Consider the following 16,286-nt stretch of genomic DNA (forward strand, 5'->3'; position numbering starts at 1 on the left):
TTTCGTTATTCTTTATCTTCTCCAATAATCCTTACTTCTCGCTCCAACTTCACGCCAAATTTCTCTTCAACTGTCTTTTGTACGAAGTGAATTAAATCGATGTAATCTTGTGCTGTTCCGTTATCAACATTCACCATAAATCCAGCGTGTTTTAAAGAAACTTCTACTCCACCAATTCGCTTACCTTGTAGTCCTGAGTCTTGAATTAACTTACCAGCAAAGTTATTTGGTGGGCGCTTAAATACGCTACCACATGAAGGATATTCTAGAGGCTGTTTTGACTCACGTTTAAACGTTAAATCATCCATTTTGGCTTTAATTTCTTCATGTACACCTTCTTCAAGTTCAAATCTCGCTTCAAGAATAATGTAATGGTTGTTCGCAAATACACTCTTACGATATCCAAATTCAAATGCTTCTTTCGTCAAAGTACGTAGCTCTCCATCACCTGTCATTACGACAGCTTCTGTTAATACAAACGAAATTTCACCGCCGTATGCACCAGCATTCATATATAATGCTCCGCCAACTGAACCTGGAATACCACAAGCAAACTCAAGACCCGTTAAGTTATGGTCTAAGGCAATACGTGATACGTCAATAATTGCTGCACCACACTGTGCTACAATCGTCGTTCCTGTTACAGTAACACCTGTAATATGAATTAAACTTACTGTAATCCCGCGAATTCCACCATCTTTAATAATGACATTCGATCCATTTCCTAAAAACGTAACTGGAATATTATATTCGTTCGCATATTTAATAACTTCTTGAATTTCATCATAATTTGTAGGCGCAACAAAAACATCTGCTTTTCCGCCAACTTTAATATGCGTATGATTCTTTAACATTTCATCTTGTTTAACATGTCCTTCAGGCAATACCGTACTTAAATATTTATAAACCTCTTGCATATTCATTTTACGATTCCTCTATTTCTATATTCATTTTATCCCGTTATACGGGCCCATAATATCCCCACGTACATGAAAGAACCTAAAGTGGTGGATACAGTGTACCCAAAATCAATTCGAGACACCTATAAACCTCTTAATTTATAAGAGGTGCCACTCATATTAAAATATATATTGCATAATAAAGCAACCCAAATGGACTACTAAACTTGACATGTCATCAGAAAGACAACAATTTGTAAAATATATGACTTTTTCAAAACACTATCCCTCAGTATCTTACTATACCACACAAAAAGAAAGTGGTATTTTTTTGTACTTTTTACTTTATTTACATCAATAAAAAAGAGCACATCCCACAGAATGTGCTCTTTCTATACTCTTTATATTACTTTTCGTTCTCTTCTTTTTCTTTATCAAACCATAACAGCTCATCGTTATCAACTTCACCATTATAATTGATTAAAATTTCTTCTCCTGCTTTTATATCTTTATAAGCATAGAAGTTAAATGTATGATTCTCAAAAACGATGTCATACGTTGCATTCGGTGTATATGAATGATTAAATAACATACCATATCCTAAAAGGATTGCCGTATGATTGATTCCATACTCAAATGCGTAATCAGCAAGTAACGTTTTCTCAATATGTTCATGCTGTTCATTCGGATAAGAGATAACTGGTGCTGCGTGTATCAACTCACCCTTTTTAATATCACGAGTTGCAAATACACCTCTATTAAATTCTCCATCACTAAGTTCAGAAGTCTTAACTTCGATCATATGCGTCACCTATATAATTCTTTCTTTGAAGTATTTTATTCCGCTATTTGCGGATAGCTTGATTGGTGAGGACTAATAATAAGTATGTACTAGTCTCACTTTATCTCCTTAAGCTTGGCAGAAAACGCGCAGAAAAGCAATTAAATTCCTATCAAGTATTCGTTTCAATGAAAAAAGAGCACATCATTCGTGCTCTTTCCAAGCAATATTACTTTTCTAAAATATCTTCTAACAACTTCACTTGCTCGCTAACAGTTTGTAACGTCTTCACTGACGTATCATTTCGATGTTTTTCTTCTTCCACACTCGCTAGCACTTCTTCTGTAGCTGTAGAAGTTTGCTGAATTACGTTAGAAGCATGCGTAACATCCTTTACGATATTCGTCGTTTTAACTTGGAAACTTTCTTGTTGAACAACAACCTCTCGCATTACTTCATTAATCGCATCAATAAACTTCCCTAAATCAGTTACATTTGTTAAAACCCTTGCTAACATCTCGTTACATTCTTCTTGTACTCTTTCTGACTTCTCTACTTGCACTTCTACCTTACTTGCTTGATTACTAAACTCCTTCAAAATCCCTTGAATTCTTCCCGCAGAACGATTTGATTCTTCAGCAAGCTTTAACACTTCACTCGCTACAATAGCAAAACCTTTTCCATGCTCGCCTGCCCTCGCAGCTTCAATATTTGCATTTAAAGCTAGCAAACTCGTCTGACTTGAAATATTCGTTATTACATCTACAATTTCATTAATTTGTTTCGATTGCATCATTAAATCTCTAAATATAATTCCAGACTGTGAAACAACATCATTTAAACTTCTCATGTTAGTTTCAAAATTTCTTAGAGTATGTACACTACCTTTTGAAATTTCTAAGCTTTCATCCACATGAGCCGATGCAGTTCTTACTTGAGAGATGATTTGCTCAATATTTCCCTCCATATCATTCAATACTTCTACCGAACGATACATCATCTCTGATTGTGATTGCGTACCAACTGCCACCTCTTCAAAGGCAAAATTAATTTCACTCATCGATTCCATCGACGTGTTCATATTTTGTCTTAAATGATTGAAATTACTATCTAGTTTCACAACTGTTTCTTCAATAAGTCTTTGCGTCTCTTCTAACTCCTGAGCTTTTCTCATTACTTCTTGCTTCTCATCACTTAAACGAAGGAGCAGATTAGAACCGATTTTCGTGACGCCCCACATAGCGATTGTTACAATCGCTAACAAACTTGCGAAATTAGCAGCTTCAGATGAGGCTGTATAAGCAAAAAATTGCTCCGGCCAATAGCTACAAAGGATAAATGTGATCACAACAGCTACCCCGCCAATAATTAAAATGAGGCGCTCGCTTAAATAAATAAGTGAAACAGCTAATGTAAAATAGACCATTTGAAATACAGCCGGGCTTTCATTAAAAGCTTGTACCATAATGTAAGACATTGTAAGCAACATAAATGTCATGATATATTTATACGCTGATTCCATACTTTTTATAAAAGTAAAAAGCGTTCCAAATGCAACGACAGAAATACCACAAATCCAAAATGCTATGGCTCTCTCTGTAAAAATATATCCATAATACCCAATTGCGATTACCCCAAGGAAGAAACTACAAATCGTTATAAACAGTAATAAATGATTTTTCTGTGATTCTTTCTCAAGGTTAGAAAAACAAGTCCTCTTTAACCACTCCATATGAAGCCCCACCTTCTACTTATACATATCAATTACTTCAGTTTAAATACCGCACTTACTGGGTTATGATCGCTATTTTCAAACTTTAAATCTTTCCCTTGTACATTTACAATCTCTACATTCGGTGAAACGATAAAGCCATCAATAATAGTGACGAAATTTTCACCTTCTACATATTTCTTTACATCATCTCTTACAGTCATAACAGACGGATCTACAGCCCATTTAAAGCCACCGTCTGTAAAGTCCTTCGGTAACTCTACTAACCACTCAGGACGCTCTTTCACGAACTTCGGATCACTTAATTGAGCGTTCGAAACCAATTGATTCCAATCTCCACCCATTATTACGTAATCACCATTTTCATAATGCTTGTTCATATATTCTTTTAAATACTCTACTTGCTGTTTTCTAATTTTCCCGCCTTCATCATAAGCAGACAAATGTAAATTTACGAGTCTAACATGTTTTCCATTATTAACAGGAATTTTATATTCCACAATTGCTCGATCTAAATCAAACAAACGCTTTGGCCAAGGCTCCATTCCAGGCAGCTGGAACCTCTTCGCTTCTTGAACAGTGTATTTAGAAAACGTACTTAATCCAGCCTCCGCATATCCCATTGGATTTGTTATTGGCACTGGAACCCATTTCGTATCGTAGTTCTTGCCAAATGACGAAACATAATCAGGTAATCCTTTTTTCAAAAATTCATGTTCATTTACATCAAATGAACGAAGTGACTTTATATCAACTTCTTGTAATAGTGCAAAATCACTATTCTCATTTTGTAAAAACGAAAGCATATTCTTTAAATTAGTTTCCGTTTGCTCTTTACTACTTGAACCAGATCCCTTTCCACCATCCATAAAGAAATCTTGATCCTTATCTAACCCAGCATATCCAATATTAAATGTTGTAACTTTAAACTCATTTCCAGTCGCTAATACGCGCTCCTTATTATTCTCTTCCTTCAAGCTTATAACATCAGCAGGCTGTTCTTTAGTAAGTGTTATATAAGCTAGAAATCCTCCTACAATGCCCGCTACTACTAAAACACATGTAAATACGATTTTTAAAAATTTCTTCAAATAAATGACTCCTTTTCACGCAAATTTATTTTTCTTTATTTTCAGTCAAATAAAACAAAACGACACACTTAAGAAACATTTTATCATAATTAAAACCGTATATCACTATATTTAGTTGATAAGTAATCGATCCCATTTTAATTACTTAAAAAGCCTTCAGACATCAAAAAAAGAAAAGTTACACCCTCCTCCTCACTGGAAATTAAACGGTATATTTAGTACACTATATGTAATAATCATAGGCGATGGAGTTCGCCATAAACGCTGCTTAGCTAATGACTCCTACCAGTATGGATACTGGTAGGAGTCTATTTTTTTGAGCAAGCTATTTAAAGAGGTGAGAAAATTGATTTATATTATCGTTGGCATTGCTGGTATATTAGGAGCTCTTTCTCGTTATTATTTAGGTCTTAATATCAACACATTTTGGCATCATTCATTTCCATTGGCAACATTACTCATTAACTTAATCGGTTGCTTTTTCTTAGCGTGGCTAACTACTTATATCGCTCGGCTAAACATCTTACCTTCAGAGGTTATCACAGGCATCGGAACTGGATTCATCGGTTCCTTTACGACTTTTTCAACATTTAGTGTAGAAACTGTGCAATTGATCAATCATTCTGAGTGGAGCATAGCCTTCTTATATGTATCATGCAGCATACTTGGTGGCCTCATTATGTCTGGCCTTGGCTATACACTTGGAGATTTCTTAATTAAGAAATCTCTTACAGAAGGTGATTACTCATGATAGAAGCTTTATTAGTCGCAACAGGAGGATTTTTCGGTGCGATTACACGATTTGCAATTAGCAATTGGTTTAAGAAAAGAAATAAAACACAATTTCCAATTGCTACATTCCTTATTAATATAACAGGGGCATTTTTACTTGGGTATATAATTGGCAACGGAGTCACTACAGGCTGGCAACTATTATTAGGTACTGGATTTATGGGCGCATTCACTACATTTTCTACGTTTAAATTAGAATCTGTTCAGCTTCTCACTCGTAAAAAACTATACATCTTCCTTTTATATTTAAGTGCTACTTACATAATTGGTATCGCCTTTGCCTTCCTTGGAATGAAGTTAGGCGGAATATAAAAAAGCGACTCTATTGAGTCGCTTTTTTTCATAAGAAATATGTCCCGCCATATGGAATGGAAAATAAACCAGCTGGATGTACATCGTAATGTATAATTTGCATCGGAAGTTGTGAATACGGCATATATTGACTTTGCATCATTTGTGCAAAATATGCTTGTTGCTGCATTTGAATAGCTTGATTCACAGCATGAATTGTCCCTTGTGCCCCAGCCAGCGTAATAGCAGCTCCTACTTGTCTACCATTATAAAAATAATGATTCATCATGATTCATCTCACTTATTCTTTTTCTTCCATATGGTATGTTTCTATTTCATAGTGAGTGTTTTGTCCCTATCTATTGCCCTTTTTCAGCTTTGAAGTAATAAATCCAAATAGCAATACACCAATACCACTAAGGAACAATATATAACTTATCGGTACTAGGAAAAAGAAAGGTTCTTCAAGAAATCCATCCGCTCCTACTTTACTGTTTGAAGCATGTATCGTTAAAGAAATAATCGCTAAAATCATGAAAGAAATAGCTACTACGTATTTATTTTTCATTTCACATTCTCCTCTACTTATGTAATTCCCCTTAGATTCTTACCATCATATTATCTAAAAAAGAATTAACAGTCAATAATTATTTATTGTTAAACAATAAATAATTATTGAATAAACAAACAACAAAAAGGTTTGCAAAGCATCTTAAATCACTTCGCAAACCTTCTAAATTATAAATATTTACACTTCAAACCTCTTGCTTAATACAATATACATTGCGCAAAATAGCACGAATATCCCAGCATAAATTAACAAAATCTCTACACTAAACATATCCGACAACGGACCAAATATTATCATTCCTAAAGGAAGCGCGCATGAATTCGCAATTTGTACAAGGCTAAACATCCGTCCGTGCATTGATGGTTCTACTTTCTCCTGCAATAACACAGTAACTGGTGTATTGAAGCACGGCATTGTTATACCAATTAAAAAATTAAAGACTAAATACATAATAAATATCGGTGCTATTCCGAGTCCAATCATAAGCAGTCCATATAATGCACAAGCTAGCGCTGTTGTATGCATACGATTACGAAAACCACCCCACGCTGCAATCAATACGCCACCAGCTGCCGCACCCGCACTAAAGGTCATCTCACTAGCAGTAAGTCTCCACATTTCGGCCCCGAAAGAACGAGTTACCATTAAAGGTGTTAAAAAAGCAGCTGGACTTATTAAAATCATGACGATAATCAATAAAACGATTAGCCTTTTAATAAATACATTTTCTTTTAAATAAGTGAACCCTTCTTTAATTCCTTGTAGATTAGATTTTTGCTTACTTTCTACATTCACATGTCCTTCCACATGAATGACAAACATAATACTAATTCCAATCATAGCTGTAATAACATCAATAAAAAATATTGTTTCAATGCTGGCAATAGAAAGAATCGCAGCACTTGCTGCTGGAGAAAGAAACATAATTAAAGATGTAATACTGCTATTTATTCCATTTACTTTCATAAGATACTCTTTCGGAACGATTTGCGGAATTAATGCATTCACAGCTGGCGTTTGTACTCCTGTTCCAGCTGAACGAATGAGTAACACAATAAAAAGTAACCAAATACTTTTATATCCTGTTAAAAATAAAATTGCTAAGACTAACGTCGCAATCGCTATAATTCCATCCGATAACATAATCATCTTTTTACGGTCATAACGATCAATCCAAACACCTGCAAACAAAGATATCGCAATTTGTGGTAGAAAACCGCAAACAGTTGAAATAGTCAACATCACTCCTGATGATGTTGTAAGGGTGATATACCATATAATCGCGTATTGCACGAGAGAGGAACCGAACAACGAAATAGTTTGAGCGGTCAAAAATAATATAATTTTCGTTTTCCAATTGTTTTCACTCATATGTTTCACACCCCCTTAACTAATCCCGTCTCTATATGAAAGATGCTATCTGCCCAATCAAGATAAAAACTTGCTTCGTGAGATACGAGTATAATGCTGCCCTTAAACTTAATTAACGCCTTTTGCAAAGCTTCCTTCGCTTCTGCATCCAAATGATTTGTCGGCTCATCTAAAATTAAGAAGTTACAAGGTGATAGTAATAATCCACACAGTTTCACCTTCGATTGTTCACCACCACTTAACGTACGAATTTCTTGCGAAACGTGCGTATCCTTCACTCCACACGCAGCTAAATGATGGCGTATTTCCTTCATATTCAGTTTAGGAAACTGTTCTGAAATAATTTGAAGCGGCGTTAAAGAATCATTGCTCCAATTTAAATCTTGCTCATAATATCCAATCTTTATTTGCTCTGAAAAGTGAAACTCTCCAGAAATACTAGCAATATTTCCAACGATTGTTTTTAATAAAGTAGATTTCCCTACTCCATTGAAACCTGTAATGACAAGTTTTTGCCCACCCATTACTGAAAAATTCAACTTTGGTAAGAGAGCGAAGTCGTAACCAACTTCAAGATTATTTACTTCAAGAACTGTCTGAACTGAAATGGGAAGTTCCTGAAAATGAATAGACGGTTTATGAGTAAAACTTGGTGGCGCAATTCTTTCCATACGCTGTAATTGTTTTCTACGACCTTGCGCTATTTTTGAATTCACCCCAGCAATATTTCTACGAATATACTCTTCCGTTTTTTCAATTTTCTTTTGCTGTGCATAATATTGGCGAATATAATCTTTTCGCAAATGCTCCTTTTGTCTTACAAAATCTGAGTATTTGCCGTAATACTTCTTAACTGTTCCGAACTCTACATCACATATGCAAGAAGTTACCTTTTCCAGAAAATCAAAATCATGTGATACGACAATAAACGCTCCTTCAAAATTCATTAAATAATTAGCAAGCCACTCCACATGCTCCTTATCGAGAAAATTCGTCGGTTCATCTAGCAATAAAATATTAGGCTCTTCTAATAAGAGCTTCGCTAAAATTACCTTTGCACGCTGCCCTCCGCTTAATTCACCAATCACACGATTCATCCCAATCACATCAATACCTAAACCGGCTGCCACCTTATTCGTAATACTATCTACTGAATAAAAATCACGAGCCTCGAGCAGTCCTTGAATTTCTGCCGCTTTCAATAGTTGATTTTCATCTCCAGTCATCGCACTTTCTTCATATAACTTGTTCATTCTCTTTTCCATTTCATACAAATCATAAAAGGCTCTCTTTAAATATTGTGAAATGGTATAACCCTCATCAATTTCTGCGTATTGATCAAGATGTCCAATTTGAATATTAGGTTGCCACTTTATGTCTCCCTTATCAGGAATAATTTCCCCCACCAATATTTTCATTAATGTGCTTTTTCCTGCACCATTCTGTCCAACAATTCCCATATGCTCCCCTTTATGCAAATCAAAAGAAGCATTTTCGTATAATACTTTATCTATAAAACTATGTGATAAACTTTCCACTTTAAGTAAACTCATTTTTATTCCTCTTTTCCTGAAATTAAAAAAAGCAGAGAGATAGCGTCATTCGACACTAGCCCTCTGCTTCGTGGTTTTTCCTATACTACTCCAATTTATAGTAAAGACTCATCGGAATAATATACACAAAGGGCCATAGACAAAGCATTGTCTATGGCCCCTTAATCTATTTTATACACCAGCTGAAAAACCATAACGAAATAAGCATAGATAAACTATACTTTTTTAGAAAAGTTATTCAGCCGATGAATATAGGGGATTTATGCCCCTTGATTAAGCTCCGTACAACGCTTCACCGTATACATTTGTGCGGAGCAAAGTTTTCTAATGAGTTTTACAAATTTTATATAAAGCATATTATGCACCTTCCTTAATACTTAAAAAGGATTTTAGCATACGGTTTTACGAAGCGTCAACATTACTTCCGAATCTTTCAACTACTTGTTTTCAAAATATTGCTTCTGAAACATACACATTCTTATTGCATTATGATAGTTACCATCAACGAAAAACTCATCGATAAGCTCACCTTCTACCATAAACCCAACTTTTTTATAAACATGTACTGCCTTTTCATTTTCCTTATCCACAACTAAATAAATCTTATGCATATTTAGTACGGAAAAAGCGTAATCCATTGCTAAACGCGTCGCATCCACTGCATAACCATATCCTTGATAATTCGGATCAATAATAATTTGGAATTCTGTTCTACGGTGAATATAATCGATTTCTACTAACTCAACTAATCCAACCATTTCATTGTCTTTCTCAACGATAAATCGGCGTTCGCTTTGATCATGTATATGTTTATCATATAAGTCTTGCAGCTCCACAAATGCCTCATACGGCTCTTCAAACCAATACGACATAATATGCGCATTATTATTCAGTTCGTGTACAAACTTTAAATCTTCTCGTTCTAATGGACGTAACTTCAATTCCTGATTCATTCCTATAACCTCCAAGTAAAAGAAACCTCTTCACTTAATTTCTCAATTTTTTTCGATTTCAAACGCCCTAATTTCATTGTAAACTTTCAAGCAACTTGAAGGTCAAGATGTAAAAAAGTAGTGCTGACTTATGTCTGCACTACTACTCTTTTCTCAAATCTCTCATATTTGATATGTATAAAGCAATAACTAAAACAAGAATTGCTCCTGCGTATAATAACGTCTCCATCGGTTCCTCATGAGACACAATAATTAATCGAATTAAGGCCGTAATTCCGATATAAATAAAATAGCGTAACGGGAAATGATAGTTCGATTTAAAATACTTAATAATTAATGCAATGAACTCGAAGTATAAGAAATAGACGATGATACTTTCAACCAATTTATAAGACGTATACTCTTTTGCCGAAAAAATATACTGCACGAACGTAATTGTCTCATTCACTAAGAAAATTGATAACACAATGGATAATATAATTAAGGCTATATTTAATATCCATTGCAAAACACTAGCTATAACATGATCGATATTAAATGACTTCATACTCTCTTTAGACTCCCCTTCGTATAAGTACTTATTTATTATAGCAAAATTACGATTGGAAAGAAGTTAAATCATATATTCGTCCTTTGTTATTGCCAGTGAAGGTGATGTTCATTGTTTGGAGGAGTCTTTTAACCGCAGAACTAGATTCCATATTAAGAAATTCCCTCAATTCGCTATTAGTAGTTATCACACTAAACAGAAGTGTGTAATCTTGTACAGCACGTAAATGAGCATGTTTAGACATACTATTGCAATTTGAACAACGCCATCCCTGTCTTTCTTTTAACATTGCCATTGTAAAACATTCCTCACACTGTACACCCTTTAGCAATTCCTCTTTTTTAATTTTATATTGCGCAAGAACATTTTGACGTTGCGGAATGTGCTCATTCATAATCTGGCCTATAAGTCCATTTATATTATCAATCACTTTTTCTTTATATTGATTTTTAATCTGTTTTATTCTATTAGGTAAATTTGCACTGTGGATAATTTTACTAGACAGTATTTCATCTGAAGTTTTAATAATTGTACGAGGGGAACTAATTACAACGAGGGATTCAATCGGAATATTATGTAAATCATGTAGATTCAGCCATTTTCTCAGTTGCATCTCTTGCCGTTTCAGTTGTAAAAGCGGATCTGGGAATCCTTCTTCCGTATTACCATCTACTATTCGAATAAGTTGATTGAACTTTGTATCAAAAATTAATGTACCAATAATATTTTTTATTTCAAGAAAAAGAAGAAAATAAGATGAAACTATGAGGGTATCAATTTGGAAATAATGTTTTTGATCAAATAACCTAATATCATGTAAAATACTGTATTCTGTTTCGGGTAAAAAACTAAGTGGATACTCAATCGCCTGCTCTCCTTTATAGCCGGCCATAAATTTCGCTAGACTTTCAACCACCACATTCCTTTTTGGATGATGAGCAGGCAATCTTCTAAGTAAAGCTTCTAATTGCAGCAAATATACGGGCATTTTCCGCTCTTTCACAATCATTTTTATCCCCCTCCAAAATATATCAGCGATTTTTCAAATATATCAGCGCAACTCCAAATATATCGGCGATTTTCGAAATATATCGACTTATCGACAAAAACCGACACAACATACACACATAAAATCTTATACACAGTATAACATCACATCTAAAATCGCAATGTAAGCATAATGTGTATACCCCAATGTGATTACGCCAGTTTCAAAATAAGAAATTCACATTCACCCCATGTAAAAAACCTTTTTATAAGTATGAAAAAAATTTAGGAATTAGTTTATCTTTTTTTAATGTTTTATTTAGAGGCAGTTTATAGTCGGGGATTAACATAAGAAACGTAGCAATTAAGTTTATATATGACGCACTGCTACTATAATCGCTAACCGTACTACTTGAAATCATAAAATAAGGAGACGATAAAACATGAACAAAAAAACAAAAGCACTATCATCCGTACTGCTCGGATTCACATTAGCATTAACAGGGTGTGCTGGTACTAAAGCTGAAGAAAATCATGGGAAACAAAAGCAAGAACAAGTTGCTAAAGAAACAAACAAGGAAAATAAATTAACTAAAGGGCAAAAAATGGCTAATATTCTTAGCAAGACAAATTGGCAAGGTACACGAGTGTATGACAAAGATAAGAATGACTTAACAAAAGAGAATGCAAACTTCATTGGTCTTGCAAAATATGATGCGAAGTCCGGCAGATATGAATTTTTTGATGCTAAAACAGGTGCAAGTCGTGGCGATAAAGGAACTTTCTTTATCACAAATGATGGGAAAAAGAGAATATTAATTTCAGAATCAATGAAGTATCAAGCTGTCGTTGACATGACAAAACTAAATAAAAATGTATTTACTTATAAACGAATAGGGAAAGACGCTAACGGTAAAGATGTAGAAGTTTTCGTTGAACATGTTCCATATAAAGAAAAAGAACTTTCTTTCACTGATCCGGACAAGCAGCTGAACACGACTACAGGAGATATTGTTAAAAACGTTGATGGAGATAAAATTTTAGGCGGTACCCTTTGGCACGGAACAAAGGTATTAGACGAAACTGGTAACGATGTAACACAGTTTAATTCGAATTTTATAAGTCTAGCAAAATTTGATGACAAATCTAATAAATATGAGTTCTTCAATAGCGAAACAGGTCAAAGCCGCGGTGATTATGGCTACTTCGATGTTGTACACGAAAATAAAATAAGAGCCCATGTTTCAATTGGAAATAACAAATACGGTGCTGCTCTTGAACTTACTGAACTAAATAAAAATAAATTTACGTATAAAAGAACTGGTAAAGACCAAGCTGGTAACGATATAACTATATTCGTTGAACATGAACCTTATAAAGGTGATATGAAACCACAATTTAGCTTTTAAAAACGTTTGATTCTCTTTAAAAAATCATCTCATATCCACCCTCAACACTTCAGCTTGATTGTTGAATATGAAAACTTTAAAAAGCCTTACTACACATAAATTGTAGTAAGGCTCTGACTATTTAAGATAAAAATTAAAAGACTTCATTCCATCTATACAAATAAAGTTTAACAACTGATATTATCATCCCCTCCAAGGAAAAGAAACCTTATTTCAACTTTCCTATTGATAAGTTAACACGATAATTCCCGTATTTTAATAGTCGTCCTAGAAAGTTATCTAAGTCTTCATTGGAAGCAAAATGTGTTTTTAATAAATAACACCCCTCACCACTTATACGGTGTACTTCAGAAACCCCTTCTTCTCCTTGAAAGAAATTCATAAACTCTTGGTGATTGGCTGTTGTTACGAACAAAGTAACAAATGCAGTCACTACTTGCCCTAATTTAATTCGGTTTATTGCAATTGTATACTGTTCAATAATCCCTAGATCCTCTAATCTTCGAATTCGATTTCCCACAGCTTGCCCCGTCATATGTATTTTTTGGCCAAGTTCTTTCCATTGTATTCTTGAGTTTTCTCCTAATAATTTCAGTATCTCAAAATCTGTTTGATCAATGATATAAACCAATCCTTTCACCGTGAAAGTAGAAAGCCCGAAAGTATTTCGCCAACTTATTCTGCTTATCGATACAATTCACTATACTTAGTTTATCCTCTTACATCACATTATTTATCAGCTATATTTACTTATAACACAGAGGACACAACAAAAAAATACATCTAGATTTAAAGGAGGTTACAAATATGTTATTACAAGAAATTCTAGCGTTCAATGAACACTTTGTAGAAAATAAGGAATACGCTCATCGTGAAGCGACAAAGATGCCTAAAAAACGTATGGTTGTTGTTTCTTGCATGGATGCTCGTTTAATTGAGCTACTTCCAAAAGCTTTAGATATACACGATGGTGATGCAAAAGTTATCAGAAATGCAGGTGGTAAAATTGCTTCTGCTTTTGATAGTGTTATGCAAGGTGTTGTAGCGTCAGTATACGATTTAAATGCAGATGAGATTTTCCTTATTGGACACCATAGATGTGGCGCGAGCCAAACGAATCCAAAAGGAACACTTCAAAAAATATTAGATCGCGGAGTAGTTTCACCAGAAATTTTATCAGCGATTGAATATGCTGGTATTGATCTTGAAAAATGGTTATTCGGATTTGATGATGTTTGCGACTCAACGCAAGCTAATGTTGATTTAGTAAGAAATCATCCACTTATCCCAAAAGATGTTCCTGTACATGGTTTAGTTATTGACCCTCACACAGGTAAATTAGATGTAGTGGTTGATGGCTATAAAGCGTTAAATAGTGAAACAAAATAATAATTATCACGTATATGAAAGGAAGTTATGAGATATGAAAAAACAAGTATTAGATATGAATAGACAAGAAGCTACGCAAAAAATTCTAGCGGCAAAAATTAAAAAAGGGTTAACTTGGGAAGAAATTGCAAAAGTAAGTGAAAACTCTGAGACTTGGGTTGTAACAGCATTATTAGGACAAGCTACAATGACACGTCCAGAAGCAGAAAAAATCGGTAAACTATTAGAATTAGATGAAGAAGTAGTTCAAGCATTAACAGTAGTTCCACTTCGTGGCCAAATAATGGAGATGCCTCCTACGGACCCGATTGCATATCGTTTATATGAAATGATGTTACAATATGCACCAACTATTAGAGAATTAATCTTAGAAAAAGCTGGCGAAGGTGTAATGAGTGCAATTAACTTCAACTTGGGTGTAGATACACAAGAAGATCCAAAAGGTGGCGATCCTCGTATCGTGATTACACTTAACGGTAAATTCTTACCATTCCGTGCATGGTAATTAATTTAAAATCTATCTATATAATTAAATTAATTTTATAGACTTACAAAATCCATCCTTTTTAATCTAACTGTGTAGAAAGGATGGATTTTTACTATGAAATTCTTTTTTCGGCAAAGGAGAATAATATGAATAAAAAATACTTTGATACGAGCTTTAATATTCTACAATGGTTTGTGTTTCTATTAGCAAATGCAATTGCATTACCTATAATTATTGGTGGTATATTTCATTTACCAATAGAAGATGTCTCAACATTAATGCAGCGAACTTTTTTAGTTGTAGGAGTAAGTTCATTTATACAATCATGGTTTGGGCATCGCTATCCCATTGCGGATGGGCCAGCCGGTTCATGGGTAAGTATATTTGTCATATTGGGGCAAGTCGCTATGCATCAGGGACAAAGTGCAAAAGACGTGTTGCAACTTTTAGAAGGTGGATTAATTATTTCAGGCATATTACTCTTCATTCTTGGTATAACAGGGCTTGTTCATCGAATCTTACGTTTATTTACCCCTTTAGTTACAGGAACTTTTCTTTTAATCTTAGCACTTCAGCTTAGTGGTGTGTTACTAAAAGGAATGATGGGATTACAAGGATCTGCAACTCATCCTGACTATACAACAGCTACTATTGCTCTCTTTATTTTTGCCCTTATTACTTTCTTATCAATTAAAGGGAAAGGGTGGATGAAAAGTTACGCTGTATTACTTGGAATTTCATGCGGTTGGCTTTTATATGCAGTATTAGGAAAATCATCTCATATGCCTTCGCACACAACGCTAGTTAAGTTACCAGAAATATTTGCTTGGGGCACACCTAGATTCGATATTGGAATGACTCTAACTGCAACTTTATTTACATTTCTTTTAGTTGCAAATACAATCGCTGCTATTTCGGCTGTAAAACAAGTAGCCCCATTATCTAAAGAAAATGAAAGGCAAACACTGAACCGTGGTGTATGGGTCGGAGGTATATCACATATTATCTCGTCGTTGTTCTCTACAATTGGAATTGTACCATTACCTGCATCAGCAGGATTTATCCAACTAACAGGACAAAGAAAAGTAAAGTCGTTCCTTATAGCAAGTCTTATATTAGCAGGAATTTCTTTTATTCCCTCAATTGTAAACTTTATATCCTTGCTACCAGGACCTATTGCTAATGCTGCACTTTTAGCAACACTTGTCCAAGTAATAGGAATTTCATTTCAATCCATTTTACGCGAAGAAGTAAATCAACGCCGATTAACTATATTAGGAATTTCATTACTAATCAGTTTAGGAATAATGTTTCTTCCAGAAAGTGCATTTAGCGGTATTACCTCTTCCTTACAATATTTTTTAAGTAATGGCTTACTTGTGGGTACCATACTTGTCATTCTATTAGAACAATTTTGGAAAGAGTAAAAA

At 34.4% G+C, this 16,286-nt stretch carries 18 protein-coding genes and 1 riboswitch; of the genes, 6 read left to right on the top strand and 12 right to left on the bottom strand.

What is annotated here, in order from left to right; genetic code table 11:
• Positions 1-5: 5 nt before the first annotated feature.
• From murB to ES895_RS12500, 4 genes are all read right to left on the bottom strand, one after another.
• On the bottom strand, positions 6-923 hold the full coding sequence (gene murB / locus ES895_RS12485) for a UDP-N-acetylmuramate dehydrogenase (RefSeq protein WP_001057102.1): 918 nt from the start codon (positions 921-923) through the stop codon (positions 6-8).
• Between the two features lie 382 nt (positions 924-1,305).
• On the bottom strand, positions 1,306-1,701 hold the full coding sequence (locus ES895_RS12490) for an SET domain-containing protein (RefSeq protein WP_000573649.1): 396 nt from the start codon (positions 1,699-1,701) through the stop codon (positions 1,306-1,308).
• A gap of 208 nt (positions 1,702-1,909) precedes the next feature.
• Positions 1,910-3,412: a DUF4077 domain-containing protein gene (locus ES895_RS12495; RefSeq protein WP_135238377.1), complete on the bottom strand. Its 1,503-nt coding sequence runs from the start codon at positions 3,410-3,412 to the stop codon at positions 1,910-1,912.
• A gap of 32 nt (positions 3,413-3,444) precedes the next feature.
• Entirely contained in the window at positions 3,445-4,503 is a 1,059-nt protein-coding gene (locus ES895_RS12500; RefSeq protein WP_135238378.1) for an endonuclease/exonuclease/phosphatase family protein, read from the bottom strand.
• 232 nt (positions 4,504-4,735) lie between these two features.
• A riboswitch (Fluoride riboswitch) is annotated at positions 4,736-4,795 on the top strand.
• Positions 4,796-4,849: 54 nt separating this feature from the next.
• Between ES895_RS12500 and crcB (ES895_RS12505) the strand changes: the two genes are divergently transcribed.
• Both crcB (ES895_RS12505) and crcB (ES895_RS12510) read left to right on the top strand, forming a co-directional pair.
• Complete coding sequence (crcB, locus tag ES895_RS12505; RefSeq protein ID WP_000639312.1) at positions 4,850-5,254, top strand: fluoride efflux transporter CrcB; 405 nt, start codon at positions 4,850-4,852, stop codon at positions 5,252-5,254.
• A complete protein-coding gene (gene crcB / locus ES895_RS12510; protein ID WP_000568582.1) occupies positions 5,251-5,607 on the top strand; it encodes a fluoride efflux transporter CrcB in 357 nt (118 codons plus the stop codon). The genes crcB (ES895_RS12505) and crcB (ES895_RS12510) overlap by 4 nt, the downstream gene beginning before the upstream one ends.
• A 28-nt stretch (positions 5,608-5,635) precedes the next feature.
• Here the strand turns inward: crcB (ES895_RS12510) and ES895_RS12515 are convergent, their stop codons facing one another.
• From ES895_RS12515 to ES895_RS12545, 7 genes are all read right to left on the bottom strand, one after another.
• Positions 5,636-5,875, bottom strand: coding sequence for a DUF3947 family protein (locus tag ES895_RS12515; RefSeq protein WP_000980955.1), 240 nt, complete (start codon positions 5,873-5,875; stop codon positions 5,636-5,638).
• A 66-nt stretch (positions 5,876-5,941) separates the two neighbouring features.
• A complete protein-coding gene (locus tag ES895_RS12520; RefSeq protein WP_000792611.1) occupies positions 5,942-6,154 on the bottom strand; it encodes a DUF3955 domain-containing protein in 213 nt (70 codons plus the stop codon).
• Between the two features lie 180 nt (positions 6,155-6,334).
• On the bottom strand, positions 6,335-7,528 hold the full coding sequence (locus ES895_RS12525) for an MFS transporter (protein ID WP_135238379.1): 1,194 nt from the start codon (positions 7,526-7,528) through the stop codon (positions 6,335-6,337).
• A 5-nt stretch (positions 7,529-7,533) separates the two neighbouring features.
• Positions 7,534-9,081, bottom strand: a complete 1,548-nt coding sequence (locus tag ES895_RS12530; protein ID WP_000054865.1) for an ABC-F family ATP-binding cassette domain-containing protein — start codon at positions 9,079-9,081, stop codon at positions 7,534-7,536.
• A 437-nt stretch (positions 9,082-9,518) separates the two neighbouring features.
• Complete coding sequence (speG, locus tag ES895_RS12535) at positions 9,519-10,034, bottom strand: spermidine N1-acetyltransferase (RefSeq protein ID WP_001071092.1); 516 nt, start codon at positions 10,032-10,034, stop codon at positions 9,519-9,521.
• A gap of 142 nt (positions 10,035-10,176) precedes the next feature.
• Positions 10,177-10,581 carry a phosphate-starvation-inducible protein PsiE gene (psiE, locus tag ES895_RS12540; protein ID WP_000834708.1) on the bottom strand — a complete coding sequence of 135 codons (405 nt, stop codon included), beginning with the start codon at positions 10,579-10,581 and terminating at the stop codon, positions 10,177-10,179.
• A gap of 49 nt (positions 10,582-10,630) precedes the next feature.
• Complete coding sequence (locus ES895_RS12545; protein WP_089171964.1) at positions 10,631-11,593, bottom strand: nuclease-related domain-containing protein; 963 nt, start codon at positions 11,591-11,593, stop codon at positions 10,631-10,633.
• Between the two features lie 421 nt (positions 11,594-12,014).
• Here ES895_RS12545 and ES895_RS12550 point away from each other — a divergent pair, with 421 nt between their 5' ends.
• Complete coding sequence (locus tag ES895_RS12550; protein ID WP_135238380.1) at positions 12,015-12,980, top strand: DUF4822 domain-containing protein; 966 nt, start codon at positions 12,015-12,017, stop codon at positions 12,978-12,980.
• A gap of 208 nt (positions 12,981-13,188) precedes the next feature.
• On the opposite strand, the gene ES895_RS12555 is transcribed toward ES895_RS12550, so the two are convergent.
• On the bottom strand, positions 13,189-13,620 hold the full coding sequence (locus ES895_RS12555) for an Lrp/AsnC family transcriptional regulator (RefSeq protein WP_025709812.1): 432 nt from the start codon (positions 13,618-13,620) through the stop codon (positions 13,189-13,191).
• 167 nt (positions 13,621-13,787) lie between these two features.
• On the opposite strand from ES895_RS12555, the gene ES895_RS12560 reads away from it, so the two are divergent.
• The 3 genes from ES895_RS12560 to ES895_RS12570 all read left to right on the top strand — a co-directional run bounded on the left by ES895_RS12560 (position 13,788) and on the right by ES895_RS12570 (position 16,283).
• Positions 13,788-14,369: a beta-class carbonic anhydrase gene (locus ES895_RS12560; RefSeq protein ID WP_025709811.1), complete on the top strand. Its 582-nt coding sequence runs from the start codon at positions 13,788-13,790 to the stop codon at positions 14,367-14,369.
• A gap of 55 nt (positions 14,370-14,424) precedes the next feature.
• Entirely contained in the window at positions 14,425-14,874 is a 450-nt protein-coding gene (gene cynS / locus ES895_RS12565) for a cyanase (protein WP_025709810.1), read from the top strand.
• A 128-nt stretch (positions 14,875-15,002) separates the two neighbouring features.
• Positions 15,003-16,283, top strand: coding sequence for a purine/pyrimidine permease (locus ES895_RS12570; RefSeq protein ID WP_135238381.1), 1,281 nt, complete (start codon positions 15,003-15,005; stop codon positions 16,281-16,283).
• Positions 16,284-16,286 lie beyond the last annotated feature (3 nt).

Origin of the sequence: Bacillus sp. 007/AIA-02/001 (genome assembly GCF_004634455.1) — a bacterium.
Lineage (GTDB): Bacteria > Bacillota > Bacilli > Bacillales > Bacillaceae_G > Bacillus_A > Bacillus_A cereus.

Bases quoted from the DNA above. Each gene is read 5' to 3' on its own strand.
- ES895_RS12525 (WP_135238379.1), bottom strand. From the start codon at position 7,528: ATGAGTGAAAACAATTGGAAAACGAAAATTATATTATTTTTGACCGCT.
- crcB (WP_000568582.1), top strand. From the start codon at position 5,251: ATGATAGAAGCTTTATTAGTCGCAACAGGAGGATTTTTCGGTGCGATT.
- ES895_RS12560 (WP_025709811.1), top strand. From the start codon at position 13,788: ATGTTATTACAAGAAATTCTAGCGTTCAATGAACACTTTGTAGAAAAT.
- psiE (WP_000834708.1), bottom strand. From the start codon at position 10,581: ATGAAGTCATTTAATATCGATCATGTTATAGCTAGTGTTTTGCAATGG.
- ES895_RS12520 (WP_000792611.1), bottom strand. From the start codon at position 6,154: ATGAAAAATAAATACGTAGTAGCTATTTCTTTCATGATTTTAGCGATT.
- cynS (WP_025709810.1), top strand. From the start codon at position 14,425: ATGAATAGACAAGAAGCTACGCAAAAAATTCTAGCGGCAAAAATTAAA.
- murB (WP_001057102.1), bottom strand. From the start codon at position 923: ATGAATATGCAAGAGGTTTATAAATATTTAAGTACGGTATTGCCTGAA.
- ES895_RS12570 (WP_135238381.1), top strand. From the start codon at position 15,003: ATGAATAAAAAATACTTTGATACGAGCTTTAATATTCTACAATGGTTT.
- ES895_RS12550 (WP_135238380.1), top strand. From the start codon at position 12,015: ATGAACAAAAAAACAAAAGCACTATCATCCGTACTGCTCGGATTCACA.
- ES895_RS12530 (WP_000054865.1), bottom strand. From the start codon at position 9,081: ATGAGTTTACTTAAAGTGGAAAGTTTATCACATAGTTTTATAGATAAA.
- ES895_RS12495 (WP_135238377.1), bottom strand. From the start codon at position 3,412: ATGGAGTGGTTAAAGAGGACTTGTTTTTCTAACCTTGAGAAAGAATCA.
- speG (WP_001071092.1), bottom strand. From the start codon at position 10,034: ATGAATCAGGAATTGAAGTTACGTCCATTAGAACGAGAAGATTTAAAG.
- ES895_RS12515 (WP_000980955.1), bottom strand. From the start codon at position 5,875: ATGATGAATCATTATTTTTATAATGGTAGACAAGTAGGAGCTGCTATT.
- ES895_RS12490 (WP_000573649.1), bottom strand. From the start codon at position 1,701: ATGATCGAAGTTAAGACTTCTGAACTTAGTGATGGAGAATTTAATAGA.
- ES895_RS12545 (WP_089171964.1), bottom strand. From the start codon at position 11,593: ATGATTGTGAAAGAGCGGAAAATGCCCGTATATTTGCTGCAATTAGAA.